Here is a 16,998-nt window from a genome sequence, read left to right as displayed (position 1 = left end):
TCGACTCCTTCTTAGGGGCGGAACCAGTGCTGGGGACGCGGGTCGATGTTCTGCCAGACGTGCTTGATCTCGCGGTATTCGTTCAGTCCGGTGGGACCCAGCTCGCGACCGTTGCCGGACTGCTTGAAGCCGCCCCACTCGGCCTGCGGGACGTACGGGTGGTAGTCGTTGATCCACACGGTGCCGTGCCGGAGCCGGCGCGCGACCCGCTGGGCCTTCCCGGCGTCCCGCGTCCACACCGCCCCGGCCAGCCCGTATTCGGTGTCGTTGGCGATCCGGACCGCCTCGTCCTCGCCGGTGAACGTCTCCACCGTCAGCACCGGCCCGAACGACTCGTCCCGGACCACGCTCATCCCGGACCGGCACTGGTCCAGAACGGTCGGCGGGTAGAAGAAGCCCGGCCCGTCCAGCCGTTCGCCACCGCAGCGCAGCACCGCGCCCTCGGCGAGACCGGCGGCCACGTACGCCTCCACCTCGGCCAGGTGCTCCGCCGAGATCAGCGGCCCGGTCTCGGCCTCGGTGTCGAACGGCCCGCCCAGCCGGATCCGCCGCGCCCGCTCCACCACCGCGTCCACGAACCGGTCGTGGACCGGCTCCTCGACGATCAGCCGCGCGCCGGCCGAGCAGACCTGCCCGGAGTGCAGGAACACCGCGGTCAGCGCCATGTCGACGGCGGTGTCGAAGTCGGCGTCGGCGAACACCACGTTCGGGTTCTTGCCGCCCAGTTCCAGCGCGACCCGTTTCACGGTGGCCGCGGCGGCCGTTGTCAGCAGCCGGCCGGTGCGCAGGCTGCCGGTGAACGACACCATGTCCACGTCCGGGTGCTCGGCCAGCGGCGCGCCGACCTCGGCACCGGCGCCGAGCACCAGGTTCGCGACCCCGTCCGGCAGCCCGGCCTCGGCGAGGAGAGCCATCAGCATGATCGCGGTGGACGGGGTCAGCTCGCTCGGTTTGAGCACGAAGGTGTTGCCGGCCGCCAGCGCGGGGGCGACCTTCCACGAGGTCTGCAGCAGCGGATAGTTCCATGGGGTGATCAGCCCGCAGACGCCGATCGGCTCGTACTCGACACGGCTGATCGCGTCGGTCCGTCCGGTATCGATCACCCGGCCGGCGTCGGTGGCCGCCAGCCCGCCGTAGTAGCGGAAGCAGGCGGCGATGTCGGCCATGTCGTATTCGGCCTCGACCAGGCGTTTCCCGGTGTCCAGGGACTCGGCGCGAGCCAGGCTGCCGCTGTCCCGCGTGATCAGCTCGGCGACCCGGTGCAGCAGCGCGCCCCGCTCGGCTGCCGGGGTGTGCGGCCACGGGCCGTCGTCGAACGCCTTGCGGGCCACCCCGATCGCGGCGACCGTGTCCGCGCGGGTGTGCTCCGGAACCGTGGCGACCAGGCTGCCGTCCGCCGGGCAGTGGATCTCCCTCATCGCACGTCCCGCCGATGGAACGGGACCTTGACCGGGTCCAGGGGAGTGTTGCCGAGGATCAGGTCGGCGGCCTTCTCGGCGACCATCATCACCGGGGCGTAGATGTTGCCGTTGGTGACGTAGGGCATCACCGACGCGTCCACGGCCCGCAGGCCTTCCAGCCCGTGCACCCGCATGCTCCCCGGCTCGACCACCGACATCTCGTCGACACCCATCCTGGCCGTGCACGACGGGTGCAGGGCGGTCTCACCCTCGCGCCTCACCCAGTCGAGGATCTCCTCGTCGGTCCGCACCGACGGCCCGGGTGACGTCTCGCCGCCGTTGAATCCGGCCAGCGCGGGTTGGTTCAGGATGTCGCGCGCGACCCGGACCGCCTCCACCCACTCCCGCCGGTCCTGATCGGTGGAGAGATAGTTGAACCGCAGCGCCGGGTGCTCGCGCGGATCCCGGCTGACGATCTTCACCGAGCCGCGGGCGTCGGAGTACATCGGGCCGACATGCACCTGATAGCCGTGGCCGCCGGCCGGAGCCGAGCCGTCGTAGCGGACCGCGATCGGCAGGAAATGGAACATCAGATTGGGGTACGCCACCTCGTCGTTGCTCCGGACGAAACCGCCCGCCTCGAAGTGGTTCGTCGCGCCCGGCCCACTGCGCAGGAACAGCCACCGCGCACCGATCCACGGCCGGTACCGCCACTTCAGGTACGGCTGGACCGACACCGGCCGGGTGCAGGCGTACTGGACGTACACCTCCAGGTGGTCCTGCATGTTCTCGCCGACGCCGGGCAGGTCGTGCACCGGGTCGATGCCGAGCGCGGACAGTTCGGCGGCGTTGCCCACACCGGACAGCTGCATCAGTTGCGGCGTGTTGATCGCCCCGCCGCAGAGGATCACTTCCTTGCCGTACGCCCGGAACGGGGTCCCGCCGCCGCCCTTGAGATACTCGACCCCGACCGCGCGCCGGCCCCGGAACAACACCCGGGACACGAGCGTACGGGTGCGTACCGTCAAGTTGGGTCTGCTCATCGCCGGGTGCAGATAGGCGCGCGCCGCGGAGAGACGGCGACCACGGCGGATGTTGCGATCGAAGAGGGCGAAGCCCTCCTGGCGTTCCCCGTTGACGTCGCCGGTGGGCGGGTACCCGGCCTGACGACTGGCCTCCAGCATCGCCCCGAACAGCGGATTCGTGCCCGGGCCGCGTTCCAGCGCAAGCGGGCCGTCATGGCCGCGGAACGGGTCGTCCGGGTCGGCGGCCAGGCACGACTCCATCCGGTTGAAATACGGCAGGCAGTGCGCGTAGTCCCACGACTCCATGCCCGGATCGGCGGCCCAGCGCTCGTAGTCGAGCGGATTACCGCGCTGGAAGATCATCCCGTTGATGCTGCTGGAGCCGCCGAGCACCTTGCCGCGGGCGTGATAGATCCGCCGATCGTTCATGTGCGGCTCGGGCTCCGACTCGTACTTCCAGTCGTAGAACCGGTTGCCGATCGGGAACGGCAGCGCCGCCGGCATGTGGATGAACACGTCCCACGGGTAGTCCGGCCGGCCCGCCTCCAGCACCAGAACCTTGTTCGACGGGTCCGCGGACAGCCGGTTGGCCAGCGCCGATCCGGCCGAACCGCCGCCGACGATCACGAAGTCGTACTGGGTCATCCCTGCTTCACTCCCGGTGGCAGATTCGGTGCTTCCTCGGAGAGTTCGACGTGCACCACACCGTCGGTCACCTCCACCCGATGGACCCGGACCGGTCTCTTCGCCGGAGGCTCGTCCACCCGGCCGGTCCGCAGGTCGAACCTTGAGGCGTGCAGCGGGCACTCCACCTCGCAGCCCTCCAGCCAGCCGTCGGCGAGCGAGGCGTCCTGGTGGGTGCAGGTGTCGTCGATCGCGAAGACCTCGCCGTCCTCGGTGTGGAAAATCGCCACCGGCGGGTCGGCATCCCAGCGGTAGGACTCGCCGGGCGGGACGGCACTGAGCGGGCAGACCGGCTGGAACATCACGCCTCCCGGGAATTGGCGCGCAGCTGACGCCGCCAGCGGGTGAACGATTTCGGCTGATTCAGGCCCAGCACGGCGACCGGCCGGCCGTCCCGTTCGTACAGTGCCAGGAAACTGCGGTCCGCCGGATCGCCCTCGATCACCCGGACGCTGTCGCCCGGCTCGCGGTGCCCGGCGAACTGGATCCGCACGCCGTACTGGTCGGACCAGAAGTAGGGCTCCCTGGGGGTGGGCCCCCGGCTGTCGAGAAGGCCGGCCACCGCGATCGCCGGATGGTCCAGCGCATGCGTCCAATGCTCGGAGCGCCGCCCACCGGCGACCCTCGCGCAGTCGCCGGTGGCCACCACCCGCGGGATCGAGGTGGCGCCGGACGCGTCGGTCAGCACCCCGCCGGAGACGTCCAGCCCGGATCCGGCCAGCCACTCCACATTGGGCAGCGCGCCGATCCCGGCCACCACCACGTCGGCCGGCAGCCGGGTGCCGTCGGCCAGCTCGACCGCCCGCACCCGGCCGGTTCCGATCAGGGCGCTCACCGGCACGCCGGCCAGTAGCCGTACCCCGTGATCGGTGTGCAGTCGCGCGCAGATCGCGCCCATCTCGACACCGAGCGGGCCGGCCAGCGGGGTGGGCAGCGACTCGACGACCGTCACGTCCAGGCCGAGCGCACGGGCGCTGGACGCCACCTCGGCGCCGATGAAACCCGCGCCGATCACCACCAGCCGGGCGCCGTCGCGCAGATCATCCTTCAGGGCGATCGCGTCGTCCAGGGTGCGCAGCGTGTGCACCCCGGCCAGGTGACCGGGATTGCCCAGCGGCCGGGCTCGCGCGCCGGTCGCGATCACCACGCCGTCCGCGCGGATCCGCTCGCCGGTGTCCAGCTCGACGCCGCGATCGTGCGGGTCCAGCCGGGTGGCGGTGACGCCGAGACGCCAGACGGCCAGGTCGTCGAGGTTGTCACCGAGCCGGATGTCGCCGGCGGTCATCGCGCCGGTGAGGAATTGTTTGGAGAGCGGCGGGCGGTCGTACGGGTGATGCCGCTCGGCCCCGACCACGACGATCTCGCCGGTGAAGGACTGCCGCCGGAACGCGCGTGCGGCACTCAGCCCTGCCAGGGATGCCCCGACAATCACGACTTTTCGCACGCAGACAACCGCCATTCGTTGTGTAAAACGAAACAGCTCGTGAGATCCGCAACAGACTGCCGAGACAGAGATCGATAGTCAAGAGTCCGTCAGCGAGCGGTCACGTCTGGCAACCTGCCGGAAACCGGCTGACCGAGATGGCCGGACGGCTGTCCTATCGTTGCGTCATGAGCAACGAACGCGAGTCGAACCCGGCCCACGTGCAGTCCGTCGACCGCGCCCTGGCCGTCCTGGAGATCCTCGCCCGCCGTCGAACCGCCGGGGTCACCGAGATCGGCAGAGAGCTGGGCGTGCACAAGTCCACCGCGTTCCGCCTGCTCGCCGCCCTGGAACACCGGGGATTCGTGGAACAGTCCCACGATCGCGGCACCTACCGCCTCGGTCTCGGCATCGTCCGGCTGGCCGGATCGGTAGCCGCCCAGCTCGACGTCAGCCGGGAGGGCCACGCCGCGTGCGAACAACTCGCCGCCGAGCTGGGCGAGACCGTCAACATCGCGATCCTGGACGGTGGCCGGGCCGTCAACGTGCTGCAAAGCCGGGGCGCCGCGTCGGTCGCCAGCCACGACTGGATCGGCAAGCAGACCCCACTGCACGCCACCTCCAGCGGCAAGGTGCTGCTCGCGTTCGCCCCCGGCCCGGTCCCCGCCGGCCTGGAGCGGTTCACCGAGTCGACGATCACCGGGGTGGCCGAGCTGACCGCCGAACTCGTCCGGGTCCGGGCCGCGGGCTGGGCGTTCACCGCCGAGGAGTACGAGGTCGGCCTGAACGCGGTGGCCGCCCCGATCCGCGGCGCCGACGGTTCGGTGACAGCCGCCCTCAGCGTCTCCGGGCCCGCCTACCGCCTGGACCGCTCGGCCTTCCCCGAGGTGGCCGAACGCGTGATCCGCACCGCCGACGAGGTGAGCCTCCGCATGGGCTGGACCCGCTGAGGACACCCCGGAACCCGACCGTGACATCGGGTGCGCGACAACGGCGTCACCGGCCGCGCCGGGCTGCTCGGCTGCCCCCCCCGGCCACCGCATTCGCCCGGCGGTCGCCGGGCGGTCCGGCGGTGCCGCCGGCCTCGCGGGGACGGGGCGGGGCGACCCGATTTCCGAGGGCCCGATCGGCGTACCGCCAAAGGGTTGAGAACGACCGCGGACCGCGAGCCGGAAGCTTCACGGACCGGAAATCTGAGTGTCTTGACGGCGAGCGCGACAAGCATCGAAGCTGTTGCGTATCTCAGGTCGAGTTGCGCTTCGTGAAACGCAAGGACGCTCAATGGCCAAATCCCCCCGTGTAGTGATCATCGGCGCCGGTGTCGTCGGCAGCGCGCTCGCCGACGAACTGACCGAGCGCGGCTGGACCGACGTGACGGTGGTCGACCAGGGGCCGCTGTTCACCCCCGGTGGTTCCAGCTCGCACGCCCCCGGCCTGGTCTTCCAGACCAACCCGTCGAAGACCATGACCGAACTCGCCGCGTACACCGTCCGGAAACTCTCCGCCCTCGGATGTTTCCAGCAGGTCGGCGGGCTGGAGGTGGCCACCACCGAGGCGCGCCGGCGCGACCTCGAACGCAAGAAGGGCCTGGCCACCTCGTGGGGTGTCGAGGGAGTACTGCTCGACGCCGACCAATGCGTGGCCCTCCACCCGCTGCTGTCCGCGTCGAAGATCCTCGGCGGATTCCATGTGCCGACCGACGGGCTGGCCGGGGCGGTGCTCGCGGTCGAGACACAGGCCGGCCGGGCCGTCTCGCGCGGCGCCCGGTTCCTCGGCTCACACACCGTCACCGGCATCGGGCAGGAGAGCGGCCGGGTCACCGGCGTCGAGACGTCCGAGGGGTTCATCCCGGCCGACGTGGTGGTCTGCGCCGCCGGATTCTGGGGGCCGCGGATCGGCCGGATGGTCGGCCTGACGATTCCCCTGCAGCCCCTGGCCCACCAGTACGCCCGGACCGGCCCGGTGCCCTCCTCGCCGGCGGTGGCGAGCCGGCCCATCCTGCGACACCAGGACCAGGACCTCTACTACCGCGACCACGGCGACCGGATCGGCATCGGCTACTACGGGCACCGGCCGATCCCGGTGCACGACTTCCGGTCACCGGCCGAGGCGCCGGTCATGCCGAGCGTCCTGGAGTTCACCCCCGACGACTTCGCCCCCGCCTGGCGGGAGAGCGTGGAACTGCTGCCGGACCTCGCGCACACCTCGGTCGAGGAGGGGATGAACGGCATCTTCTCCTTCACCCCCGACGGCGCCCCCATCCTCGGCGAACACCGTGATCTGTCCGGTTTCTGGGTGGCCGAGGCGGTCTGGGTGACGCATTCGGCCGGGGTGGCGCGGGCGATGGCCGAATGGCTGGTCGAGGGCCGGCCCCGGATCGACCTGCACGAGGCCGATCTGCACCGCTTCGAGGAGGTGCAGCTCGCCCCGTCCTACATCGAGGAGCGGGGGAAACAGAACTTCATCGAGGTGTACGACATAGTCCACCCCCTGCAGCCGATGGAGTGGCCGCGTCCCCTGCGGACCAGCCCGTTCCACTCTCGGCACCAGGAGCTGGGGGCGGTGTCCCTGGAGGCCGCCGGATGGGAGCGCCCGCACTGGTTCACCGCCAACGCCGACCTCCCGCCGGTCGAGGTCCCCCCTCGTGACGCGTGGGCCGCGCGATACTGGTCGCCGATCGCCGCGGTGGAGGCCGCAGCCACTCGCCGACGTGTCGCCATGTTCGACATGACTCCCCTCAAACGCCTGGAGGTGAGTGGGCCCGGGGCACTTGATCTTCTGCAGTACCTGACGACCAACGACTTGGACAAATCGGTTGGATCGGTCACGTACACGCTGATGCTCGATCATGCCGGTGGGATCCGCAGCGACCTCACCGTCGCCCGGCTCGGCGAGCGGACCTTCCAGATCGGTGCCAACGGGCCGCTCGACGAGGACTGGATGCGCCGGCACGCCCCGGACACCGTGCACATCCGCGACATCACCGCCGGGACCTGCTGCATCGGGCTGTGGGGGCCACGCGCCCGGGACGTGCTCCAGCCGCTCACCCGGACCGACTTCTCCCACGAGGGACTCAAGTACTTCCGCGCTCAGCGCGCTTTCATCGGCGAGGTCCCGGTCACCGCGATGCGCCTGTCGTACGTCGGGGAACTGGGCTGGGAGCTGTACACCACCGCCGACCTGGGGCTCAAACTGTGGGACACGCTGTGGGCGGCCGGGCGCGAACACGGGATCATCGCGGCCGGGCGCAGCGCCTTCAACAGCCTCCGGCTGGAGAAGGGCTACCGGGCGTGGGGCGTCGACATGACGACCGAACACGATCCGTACGCGGCGGGGCTCGGATTCGCCGTACGGATGGACAAGGGCGACTTCATCGGCCGCTCGGCCATCGCCGGCCGGATCCCGTCCACCCGGCTCACCTGCCTCACCCTGGACGACGACACCGCCGTGGTGCTCGGCAAAGAACCGGTGTTCGACGGCGGAGAGCCCGTCGGGTACGTCACCAGTGCCGCCTACGGCTACACCATCGGGCGCACCGTCGCCTACGCCTGGCTGCCCGCCGCGCTCGCCGTCCCCGGCACCCCGGTGGACATCGGATACTTCGGCACCCGACTCGCCGCGACCGTCACCGCGGAGCCGCTGTACGACCCCAAGATGGAACGAATCCGCCGATAGAGGTGCTGTCGTGACCACCAGCCTCATACCCACCCTGCCCGGCCACTTCTACACCGACCCCGCGGTCTTCGCCCAGGAACAGTCCCGGATCTTCGAGACCATGTGGTTCTGCGCGGTACGCGCCGCCGACCTGCCCACCCCCGGAAGCTTCAAATCCGTCCAGGTCGGCCGGGAGAGCGTGCTGATCGTCCGCGGGCGCGATGGTGAACTGCGGGCCTTCCTGAACATCTGCCGGCATCGCGGCGCGAAACTGTGCACCGAGGAATCCGGGCAGGTCAAGCGGGCCTTTCAATGCCCGTACCACGCATGGACCTATGGTCTGGACGGCAGGCTCGTCGCAGCGCCGAACCTGACCCGGATGCCGGACCTCGACCGTGTTGAGTACGGGCTGGTCCCGGTGCGTCTCCGGGAATGGATCGGCTACGCGTGGGTGTGCCTGGCCGACGAGCCGCCGTCCTTCGAGGACGACGTGATGGGAGCGGTCACCGAACGGCTCGGCGCGCTGACGGCCATCGACTCGTACCGGATCGACACGCTGCGGGTGGGGCGGCGGATCACGTACGACGTACGGGCGAACTGGAAGTTGATCGTCGAGAACTTCATGGAGTGCTATCACTGCGCGACCATCCACCCCGAGTTGACCGAGGTGCTGCCCGAGTTCGCCGACGGGTACGCCGCGCAGTACTACGTCGGGCACGGGGCCGAATTCGGCACCGGGATCGAAGGGTTCACCGTCGACGGGTCGGCCGGGCTCGGCAGACTGCCCGGAGTGACCGACGGCCAGGACCGCCGGTACTACGCCGTCACCATCAAGCCGCAGGTCTTCGTCAACCTGGTGCCGGACCACATCATCCTGCACCGGATGTACCCGGTGGCCGCCGATCGTACGGTCGTGGAATGTGACTGGCTGTACTCCGAGGAGGTGGTGGCTTCCGGGCGGGACGTGAGCCGGTCGGTGGAGTTGTTCCATCGGGTCAACGTGCAGGACTTCGACGCTTGTGAGCGGTGTCAGCCGGCGATGGGGTCCCGCGCGTACGCCCGCGGTGGGGTCCTGGTTCCCTCCGAACATCACATCGGCGCCTTCCACGACTGGGTCGTCGCCCGTCTCGGCACACCGTGACCCGCGCCCTTCCTATCCTTTTGGGCCTTTTCGTCCTCTCCGTTTCTGGCCTTCTCGCGCCGGGTTCGGGTCGGCTCGTCTTGCCGCGTCGTCCTCGGCCCGCCGGGGGTAGACCAGGGTATTAGGACCACGGGCCGATGTGGTGGGACCCGCCCGGCGGGCATCGTGGTGGGCATGAAGGCCACCGCTACCACCGCTACCACCGCGTTCACCCGTCGTCGTCTGCTCGCCGCGGCCCTCGCCGCCGGGGCCGTCGTGCCGCTCGGCCCCGGCCGGGCGGCGGCGTCGCCGGCGCTGCTCACCCTTCCGGCACCGACCGGGCCACATCCGGTCGGCGTCGTGTCGCTCCGTCTCGTCGACGAGGAGCGGCAGGACCGGGAGCTGATGACCAGTGTGTGGTACCCGGCTGCCACCGTCACCCGGCACCACCCGCCGGCCCCCTGGCTGACACCGGCGCCGATGCGGGCGCTGCTCGCCGACGTCGGGTTCGACCCCGATGCCGTCGCGGCGCCCCTCACCGCCGGGCGGGAGGGCGCTCCGGTGGCACCCGGCCGATGGCCGGTGATCGTGTATTCGCATGGCGCCGGCGGGCATCGCTCCGAGACCACCGTGATCGTTCAGGAGCTGGCCAGCCACGGCTATGTGGTGGTCACCGTGGATCACACCGGCGACGCGTTCACCGAGTTCCCGGACGGCCGGCTGGCAGTCCCCGGCGACGAGCCGTTCACCCCGTGGCATTCGGCGGCCGACCTGCGTTTCCTCCTCGACCGCATCGACGACCTGGCCGCCGGCCGCCGGATCAGGGGTCTGACCACCGATCACCACCTCGGGGGCCAGCCCGCCGGCCGCATGACGGGGGGTCTGGCCGCCGACCGTCAGCTCGGCGGCCTGGCCGTCGGCCGCCGGGCCGGGCAGCGTTTGCCGGCCGGGCAGCGTTTGCCGGCCGGGCTGGGGCGTTCGCTCGATCCCGGGCGGATCGGCATGTTCGGCTGGTCCAAGGGCGCGACGGCGACCGCCCTGGCGATGAGCACCGACCGGCGGGTGCGGGCCGGGCTCGGCCTCGACGGCCCGATGCAGTCGAACCCGGTCTTCACCGGCCTGGACCGCCCGTTCATGCTGATGACCGCGGATTTCACGCTGGCCGGTTCACCGAGCGTCGCCCAGTTCTGGTCACGCCTGCACGGCTGGCGGCTCGCGGTGCGCGCCTGTGGTGTGGTGCACGGCTCCTACTGCGACCATCAGATGCTGCTCCCACAGTTGGCGACGATCATCGGCTTGAGCGACAAGGATCTGAGGGCGCTGGTCGGCACCCTGACCCCAGAGCGGGCGACGCGGATCCAGCGGTCGTACCCGCTGGCCTTCTTCGACCTGCATCTGCGCAACCGGCGGCAGCGCCTGCTGGAGGGCCCGTCCGCGGCGTTCCCCGAGGTGCGGTTCACCGGCGCCGCATGAGCCCGACCAGGTTGCCTTAGGTTTCCCGACCCCTTCGGTCCCCACCGCCTCGGGTCCTGCGCGTCTTCCGGGTCCTGCGCGTCTTCCGGGTCCTGCGCGTCTTCCGGGTCCTGCGCGTCTTCCGGGTCCTGCGCGTCTTCCGGGTCCTGCCCGTCCTGCCCGTCCTGCCCGTCCTGCCCGTCCTGCGCTATTCTCTCCGCGCTCTCCGCGCGTTTCCTTCGTGTCCTGCGTGATTTTTTTCTCGTCTTGCGCGAATGTCCTCCGCGCCCTCCGCATTTCTCCACTCGTCGCGCGCGTTTCCTCCAAACTCGCCGCGAGTGCGCTCCGCGGCGGATCTCGGAGGATTTGCCACCGTTTCGAATGTTGTTCTCGGCTGCCGGCCCGCGCGGTCAATTCCCCGCGAATGTCCCGCTCCGGCTCCGCCCTTGGCAGATCTTGGCGGATTTTCCACCGGAAAGTGCCTTTCTCTGGGCTGCTGGCCCGTCTGGGGTCAATTCCTCGCGCGAGTGTCCGCCTTCCGGCCCCACGCTGGCAGATCTTGGCGGATTTTCCACCGAGTAGAGCCTTCTTCTCGGCTGCTGGCTGTGAGTTCTCAGTGGATCTGATCCGTGTATCAGCGGATCTGATCCGCACGTGACCCGTCTCAGTGAATCTGATCCGGGCGGTCTATGCCGGTGTCGGTATGTCTCGATACTCTCGTCCCGTTTTCTGAGGCCGGGGGTGGCGTTGAGCGGGCTGGTTGCGGTGGGTGGGGCCGTGCCGGCGCCGGTGCCGGGCTTCGCTGTCGGGTATGTCGGCCCGGACGGACGGGAGCGGCGCGACAGTCTGACCGCCGCGGCGGCGGTGGCGTTCGAGTCGGTGGCGCCGGTGCGGTCGTTCCCGGTGTACCGGGGTCAGCGCAACAACACGGGTCTGTGGTGGTCGGCCACCGTCGGCTGTCATGTCGGCTTCGAGTCCTGGCTGGAACGCGACCACCTGACGCTGCTGGACTTCGATCCGACGGTGACGGGCATGGCGTCGCAGCCGTTCTGGCTGTCGTGGGACGACGGCGGCCGGCGCCGGTCGCACGCGCCGGACTTCTTCGTCCGGCTGGTCGACGGCACCGGTGTGGTGGTCGACGTCCGTCCGGCCGATCGGATGCCGGCGAAGGACGCCGCGGTGTTCGCGGTGACCGGCCGGGCCTGTGAGCAGGTCGGCTGGGACTACCGGCTGGTCCATGAGCCGGATCCGGTGCTGATGGCGAACGTGCGCTGGCTGGCGGGGTATCGGCATCCGCGCTGTCTGCGGCCGGCGGTCGCCGCGGCCGCGCCCAGCGTGTTCGCCGAGCCCACGCCGTTGATGGAGGGCGCCGCGCTGCTGGGTGATCCGCTGGCCAGCCTGCCGACGGTGTTTCATCTGCTGTGGTCTGGGCGCCTGCACACGGACCTGGCGGTGCCGTTGTCGGAGTCGTCGCTGGTCACGGCGGTTTCCCGGTGAGCGCCGGGCGATCGGTGCTGCGTGTCGGGGACCGGGTGCTGTTCGAGGGCCGCCCGGTGACGGTCGCCGGGTTCGACGGCGCCCGGGTCCGGCTGGTCGACGACGCCGGCGGCGCCCAGGTGCTGCTGCTGGCACACCTGCTGGCGGCTGCGGGCTTCGAGCTGCTGGAGGCCAGCGCACCGCCGCCGCGCCTGGAGCCGGTCGGGTTGCTCGACGCGTTGCCCGCGTCGGTGCGGGAGTTGGCTCGCCGCTGGGAGCGGCACGTGGTGGAGGTCCAGACCGGTCTGCCGCCGGACTCTCTGGACGGGGCGCGGCCGCGGGAGCCCTACGATCCGGCGCGGCACAGCCTTCGCGACCGGGAGGCGGCCAAGGCGGCGGAGCTGACCTCGGCTGGCCAGCCGACCAGCGCGATCACGGTCAAGCGGATGCGGTTGCGCTACCGCGAGCAGGGGCTTTGGGGCTTGGTCGATCACCGGGGCACCCGGCCGGTCAGCGCCTACGGCCGGGTGGACGAGCGGGTGGTCACGGCTGTCGCGACGGCGATGGCTGAGCAGGTCAACCAGTCGACCGGCACCCGGACGCGGTTGCGCCGGCGGGTGGAGAAGCTACTCGAGGACGAGCACGGCGCGGGGGTGGTGCCGATGCCGTCGCACGCCACGTTCCACCGGCTGCTCACGGCGATGGACACCGGACGGCACACGTTCGGGGAGGCGACCACCCGCCGCACCCAGGCGAACCGCCCGGATCGCCCGTTCACCGCGACGGTCGCGTTGCGGCCGGGCGAGATCGTGCAGACCGACACGTCCCCGCTGGACGTGATGGCGCTGCTCGACGACGGGGTGCCGGGCCGGGTTGAGTTGACGACCGTGCTGGACGTCCGCACCCGGTCGATCTGCGCTGCGGTGCTGCGCCCTCGGGGCACCAAGGCGGTCGACGCGGCGCTGCTGCTGGCCAAGATGCTGGTCCCGGAGCCGATGCGGCCGGGCTGGGACCAGGCGCTGCGGATGTCGCGGTCACGGATTCCGCACCGGCGGCTGCTGGAGCTCGACGCCCGGCTGGAACACGCCGCCGCCCGCCCGGTGATCGTCCCGGAGACCATCGTCACCGACCGCGGCACGGTGTTCATCTCGGAGACGTTCGTGCGCGCGTGTGACCGGCTGGGAATCTCGGTTCAGCCGGCCCGTCCCGGCACACCCACCGACAAGGGCATCGTCGAGCGGACCTTCCTGTCGATCCGCACCCTGTTCAGCCAGCACGTCGCCGGCTACCTCGGCCCGAACGTCACCCGCCGCGGCACCGCGGCCGCGACCGAGGCGGTCTGGTCGTTGCCCCAGATGCAGGAACTGCTCGACGAGTGGATCGTCGCCGGGTGGCAATCACGGCCGCATGAAGGTCTGCGCGACCCGGACGCGGGCGCCCGAGTGCTGTCACCGAACGAGATGTTCGTCGCGGCGATCGCGGCGGCCGGCCACGTCACCATGCCGCTGACCGGCGCCGACTACCTGGAACTGCTGCCGATCGAGTGGCGCCAGATCGGCGATCACGGCATCCAGATCGACTACCGGACCTACACCAGCACTGAGCTGCGCCGTTACCGGCACGAGGTGTCCGGGGTGGTCGGCAAGGACAAGCAATGGGAGGTCCACTACGACCCCTACGACCTGTCGCAAGTGTTCGTCCGCAACCACCGCGACGGCGGCTGGATCACCGCGGACTGGACGCACCTGCCGATGGTCGGCGCACCGTTCGCGGACTTCACCTGGCGGACGGCCCGCCAGCTGGTGGCGCAACGCGGCGGCGACGACACGAACGAGACCGCGATCGCGCGGGCCCTGGACGATCTGCTCACCCGAGCCGGCAACGGGCCGGACAGCGACCCGCGGCACCGGCGGGTGGTCGCCCGCACCCGGGCCGGGTCCCGGCCGACGCCGCTGACCTGCACCGACGACGCACCACCGGAACCGGCGCCCGCCGAGGACGACGCCGGCGACGATGACGCACCGCTGGCGACGGTGATCCCGTTCGGGGTATTCGTGGCCGGCGACGAACGGCGCTACCGATGACCGGATACGCCAGTGACCTGCAAGGACATGACCCGCCGACCACGAAAGAGGGCTGGGCGAGGTTCGTCAGCCACCAGCCGCCGCACGTCGAGAGGCTGGCCCCGGAACTGCTGAACGTGTTGAGCGCCGAGGACCGCGAGGTCTATGACGAGGCCCGGATCGCGCACCACGCGCGGCTGGTCGTGGTTGCCACCCCGACCGTCGACCAGATCGTCAAGACCGGCCGCCGGCTGGTCACCCTTAACGCCGGGACCGACACCGCCCGGCGCGGCCTGATCGTCACCGGGGACTCGGGCACCGGCAAGAGCACCGCGCTCAAGCAGCTCGGCAAGCACCACGAACTGCTGGTCCGCCGCCGGCGGCCCTTCGCCGGCGCCTTCCAGCCGGTCGTCTACGTCACCGTCCCGCCCGCCGCGACGGCGAAAGTCCTGGCAGCCGAGTTCGCCCGCTTCCTCGGCCTGCCGATTCCCCGCAACCTCAACCAGGTCAACATCACCAACATGGTCTGTGACGTGCTCTGCCAGCTCGGCACCGACCTGGTGCTGGTCGACGAGATCCACAACATCAGCCTGACGACCCGCATCGGCGCGGAGACCTCTGACCAGCTCAAATACCTGGCCGAACGCATACCCGCGACGTTCGTCTACGCGGGCATCGCCGTCGAGGACGCCGGGCTGTTCTCCGGAGTCCGCGGCCGGCAGATCGCCGGCCGGTTCGCCTCCATCGCCACCACCCCGTTCGCCTATGGCACCAGAGGCCAACGCGAGCAATGGACGGCTCTGGTCAGCGCCATGGAACACGCGCTCTGCCTGCACCGTCACCGCACCGGCAGCCTGGTCCGTCTGGCCAACTACCTGCATCAACGCACCGGCGGCATGATCGGCAGCCTGTCTCATCTGATCCGTGACGCCGCCGTCGAAGCCATCTTCGACGGCACGGAACAGATCACCCGCACGAGTCTGGCCAGGGTGGTTCTCGACCACGCCGCCGAACATCTTCCGGCCACCGCGGCCACGCCGAAGCCCCGGCGCCGCACCACGCCGGCCGCCGAGCAGCAAGCCGACGCCACGACCGGGGCAGCCTGACCATGACGGCCCGCAGGCAGGACTGGAAGAGCGACCTTCGGCGGCTTCCGGTCCAGGTCCGGCCGCTGCCCGGTGAGCTGGTGTTCTCCTACATGCACCGTCTCGGCCGCGCCAACCGGACCGGAACGGGCCTGCTCCTGGACCACCTGGGCGAGGGCACCGGCTGGACGATCAGCAGACAGATCCACACCTACGACCTCGAACTCAACGAGCACGCCTTCTTCCGGCTCTCGCTGCTCAGCGGCTACTACGAGGACCCGCTGCGCAGAGTCCTGCACGTCCGCCGAACCCGAAAAGGATGGCCACCCGCCTACACCTGGCACCGGTTCACCAGCAGGGACAACGACCTGGTCCGGCCCTGCTCCCACTGCGCGGCCCGCTACAACGTCCAGACCCTGGCCATGACCAAACGGCCCAGCGTTCTGCCGATCTGCCTCCGGCACGGCCGAGCGCTGGCGCCCCACACCGAGCCCCGCGCCGTCGACCAGTCGCTGCACCCCGCACCAGAGATCCTCACGGCCTGGCGCCGCTTCACGATCCTGCGCCGACGACGCCGCAACACGGTGACCACGGCGTTCACGACGGCCTCCGAGATCACCAACGACTGGGCCCGCGCGAAGACCGGAAGCGCGGACCACATCGCCCAGCGCTGGCGCGATCGCGCCGCCCTACTGCCCGACGTCACCGGCGACGTCATCCGCTCGCCAGAGACCATCGCTCTCACCACGCTCTTCGCACGGCACCCCGGCCTGCTGCGCGTCCCGCAACTACCGAGCCGCGGCCCCACACCGATGATCTTCCTCGCGCACGCCGCGCGCTATCTCGACCACCCCGAACCCCGCCGGCTACTCGACCAAGGCAGCCCACTTCTCCACTGGGCCCAAGGCTCCGAGCTGCCCGCCTGGTGGTTACCGAACACCCGCGAACCCGACCGCTCGATCTATACCGCGCTCAGGAACAACACCATCCCAACTGTCCTGTGACAGTTGATCGCCCGCAGCCACAAATAATGTTCTGATGCCACGCCCAACCATCCGAACCCGGCGAGTCACCGACCTGGATCAGTGCGTCAAAGCTCTGCGCGCGGTGCATGAAACCGACGCATACCCACTGAACTGGCCGGCGGACCCGCGCAGATGGCTCAATCCGCCGCGGTTGCTGCAAGCATGGATCGCCGAAGAGGTGGCGGGCACTGTCGACGGCCACATCGCGGTCCAACGCACCCCCGGTGAGAACGCTGGCCACCACGTCGAACTCTCCCGGCTCTTCGTCGCTCCCGTGGCCCGTCGCCGCGCTCTCGCCAGCGCACTCGTCGACCACGTCCGAACCTGGGCCACCGAAAACGAATACGACCTCACGCTGAACGTCACTGACGAACACCGCTCGCCAGCTATCGCCTTCTACGAAGCCACTGGCTGGCGGCACACCCACACGACAGTCGCCGACTGGACCACCCCTGACGGCAGGCCCGTCAAGCTCCGCCACTACGCACTGGCCAGCAGAACGCAACAAACAGGCAAGAACCAATGACAGAAACGGGAGAAATCTAAGCATGCCTCTCGACCATGATCACGGAGAGTCCGCCACTCAAGATT

At 70.2% G+C, this 16,998-nt stretch carries 13 protein-coding genes; 9 read left to right on the top strand and 4 right to left on the bottom strand.

Going from position 1 to position 16,998, the window contains the following annotated elements; all coding sequences use genetic code 11:
• Nucleotides 1–11: 11 nt before the first annotated feature.
• The 4 genes from ACQ0O7_RS18535 to ACQ0O7_RS18520 are packed head-to-tail and all read right to left on the bottom strand — an operon-like array spanning nucleotide 12 to nucleotide 4,553.
• A complete protein-coding gene (locus ACQ0O7_RS18535) occupies nucleotides 12–1,418 on the bottom strand; it encodes an aldehyde dehydrogenase family protein (RefSeq protein ID WP_430783365.1) in 1,407 nt (468 codons plus the stop codon).
• A complete protein-coding gene (gene betA / locus ACQ0O7_RS18530; protein ID WP_430783364.1) occupies nucleotides 1,415–3,070 on the bottom strand; it encodes a choline dehydrogenase in 1,656 nt (551 codons plus the stop codon). Before betA ends, ACQ0O7_RS18535 begins: the two co-directional genes overlap by 4 nt.
• The gene (locus tag ACQ0O7_RS18525; RefSeq protein ID WP_430783363.1) at nucleotides 3,067–3,411 is read right to left on the bottom strand and encodes a bifunctional 3-phenylpropionate/cinnamic acid dioxygenase ferredoxin subunit; all 345 of its coding nucleotides are present in this window, start codon (nucleotides 3,409–3,411) and stop codon (nucleotides 3,067–3,069) included. Before ACQ0O7_RS18525 ends, betA begins: the two co-directional genes overlap by 4 nt.
• Nucleotides 3,411–4,553 carry an NAD(P)/FAD-dependent oxidoreductase gene (locus ACQ0O7_RS18520; RefSeq protein ID WP_430783362.1) on the bottom strand — a complete coding sequence of 381 codons (1,143 nt, stop codon included), beginning with the start codon at nucleotides 4,551–4,553 and terminating at the stop codon, nucleotides 3,411–3,413. The genes ACQ0O7_RS18525 and ACQ0O7_RS18520 overlap by 1 nt, the downstream gene beginning before the upstream one ends.
• A gap of 167 nt (nucleotides 4,554–4,720) precedes the next feature.
• Here ACQ0O7_RS18520 and ACQ0O7_RS18515 point away from each other — a divergent pair, with 167 nt between their 5' ends.
• The 9 genes from ACQ0O7_RS18515 to ACQ0O7_RS18475 all read left to right on the top strand — a co-directional run bounded on the left by ACQ0O7_RS18515 (nucleotide 4,721) and on the right by ACQ0O7_RS18475 (nucleotide 16,933).
• Entirely contained in the window at nucleotides 4,721–5,482 is a 762-nt protein-coding gene (locus tag ACQ0O7_RS18515) for an IclR family transcriptional regulator (RefSeq protein WP_430783361.1), read from the top strand.
• A 331-nt stretch (nucleotides 5,483–5,813) separates the two neighbouring features.
• Entirely contained in the window at nucleotides 5,814–8,207 is a 2,394-nt protein-coding gene (locus tag ACQ0O7_RS18510; RefSeq protein WP_430783360.1) for a GcvT family protein, read from the top strand.
• A gap of 10 nt (nucleotides 8,208–8,217) precedes the next feature.
• Nucleotides 8,218–9,327 carry an aromatic ring-hydroxylating oxygenase subunit alpha gene (locus ACQ0O7_RS18505; RefSeq protein WP_430783359.1) on the top strand — a complete coding sequence of 370 codons (1,110 nt, stop codon included), beginning with the start codon at nucleotides 8,218–8,220 and terminating at the stop codon, nucleotides 9,325–9,327.
• Between the two features lie 174 nt (nucleotides 9,328–9,501).
• The gene (locus ACQ0O7_RS18500; protein ID WP_430783358.1) at nucleotides 9,502–10,779 is read left to right on the top strand and encodes an alpha/beta hydrolase family protein; all 1,278 of its coding nucleotides are present in this window, start codon (nucleotides 9,502–9,504) and stop codon (nucleotides 10,777–10,779) included.
• A gap of 720 nt (nucleotides 10,780–11,499) precedes the next feature.
• Nucleotides 11,500–12,255 carry a TnsA-like heteromeric transposase endonuclease subunit gene (locus tag ACQ0O7_RS18495; RefSeq protein WP_430783357.1) on the top strand — a complete coding sequence of 252 codons (756 nt, stop codon included), beginning with the start codon at nucleotides 11,500–11,502 and terminating at the stop codon, nucleotides 12,253–12,255.
• Complete coding sequence (locus ACQ0O7_RS18490) at nucleotides 12,252–14,318, top strand: Mu transposase C-terminal domain-containing protein (RefSeq protein ID WP_430783356.1); 2,067 nt, start codon at nucleotides 12,252–12,254, stop codon at nucleotides 14,316–14,318. Before ACQ0O7_RS18495 ends, ACQ0O7_RS18490 begins: the two co-directional genes overlap by 4 nt.
• Nucleotides 14,315–15,403: an ATP-binding protein gene (locus ACQ0O7_RS18485; protein WP_430783355.1), complete on the top strand. Its 1,089-nt coding sequence runs from the start codon at nucleotides 14,315–14,317 to the stop codon at nucleotides 15,401–15,403. Before ACQ0O7_RS18490 ends, ACQ0O7_RS18485 begins: the two co-directional genes overlap by 4 nt.
• Nucleotides 15,404–15,405: 2 nt before the next feature.
• Entirely contained in the window at nucleotides 15,406–16,386 is a 981-nt protein-coding gene (locus ACQ0O7_RS18480) for a TniQ family protein (RefSeq protein WP_430783354.1), read from the top strand.
• Between the two features lie 34 nt (nucleotides 16,387–16,420).
• Nucleotides 16,421–16,933: a GNAT family N-acetyltransferase gene (locus tag ACQ0O7_RS18475; protein WP_430783353.1), complete on the top strand. Its 513-nt coding sequence runs from the start codon at nucleotides 16,421–16,423 to the stop codon at nucleotides 16,931–16,933.
• Nucleotides 16,934–16,998 lie beyond the last annotated feature (65 nt).

It is taken from the genome of Actinoplanes sp. G11-F43 (assembly GCF_050589265.1).
GTDB lineage: Bacteria > Actinomycetota > Actinomycetes > Mycobacteriales > Micromonosporaceae > Actinoplanes.
Note: the sequence above shows the minus strand (reverse complement) of the source record. Positions and strands in the feature narration are given on the sequence as shown.

What these genes read in the sequence shown, in the direction of transcription:
- ACQ0O7_RS18535 (WP_430783365.1), bottom strand. Translation starts at nt 1,418, where the DNA reads ATGAGGGAGATCCACTGCCCGGCGGACGGCAGCCTGGTCGCCACGGTT.
- betA (WP_430783364.1), bottom strand. Translation starts at nt 3,070, where the DNA reads ATGACCCAGTACGACTTCGTGATCGTCGGCGGCGGTTCGGCCGGATCG.
- ACQ0O7_RS18525 (WP_430783363.1), bottom strand. Translation starts at nt 3,411, where the DNA reads ATGTTCCAGCCGGTCTGCCCGCTCAGTGCCGTCCCGCCCGGCGAGTCC.
- ACQ0O7_RS18515 (WP_430783361.1), top strand. Translation starts at nt 4,721, where the DNA reads ATGAGCAACGAACGCGAGTCGAACCCGGCCCACGTGCAGTCCGTCGAC.
- ACQ0O7_RS18510 (WP_430783360.1), top strand. Translation starts at nt 5,814, where the DNA reads ATGGCCAAATCCCCCCGTGTAGTGATCATCGGCGCCGGTGTCGTCGGC.
- ACQ0O7_RS18500 (WP_430783358.1), top strand. Translation starts at nt 9,502, where the DNA reads ATGAAGGCCACCGCTACCACCGCTACCACCGCGTTCACCCGTCGTCGT.
- ACQ0O7_RS18485 (WP_430783355.1), top strand. Translation starts at nt 14,315, where the DNA reads ATGACCGGATACGCCAGTGACCTGCAAGGACATGACCCGCCGACCACG.
- ACQ0O7_RS18480 (WP_430783354.1), top strand. Translation starts at nt 15,406, where the DNA reads ATGACGGCCCGCAGGCAGGACTGGAAGAGCGACCTTCGGCGGCTTCCG.
- ACQ0O7_RS18475 (WP_430783353.1), top strand. Translation starts at nt 16,421, where the DNA reads ATGCCACGCCCAACCATCCGAACCCGGCGAGTCACCGACCTGGATCAG.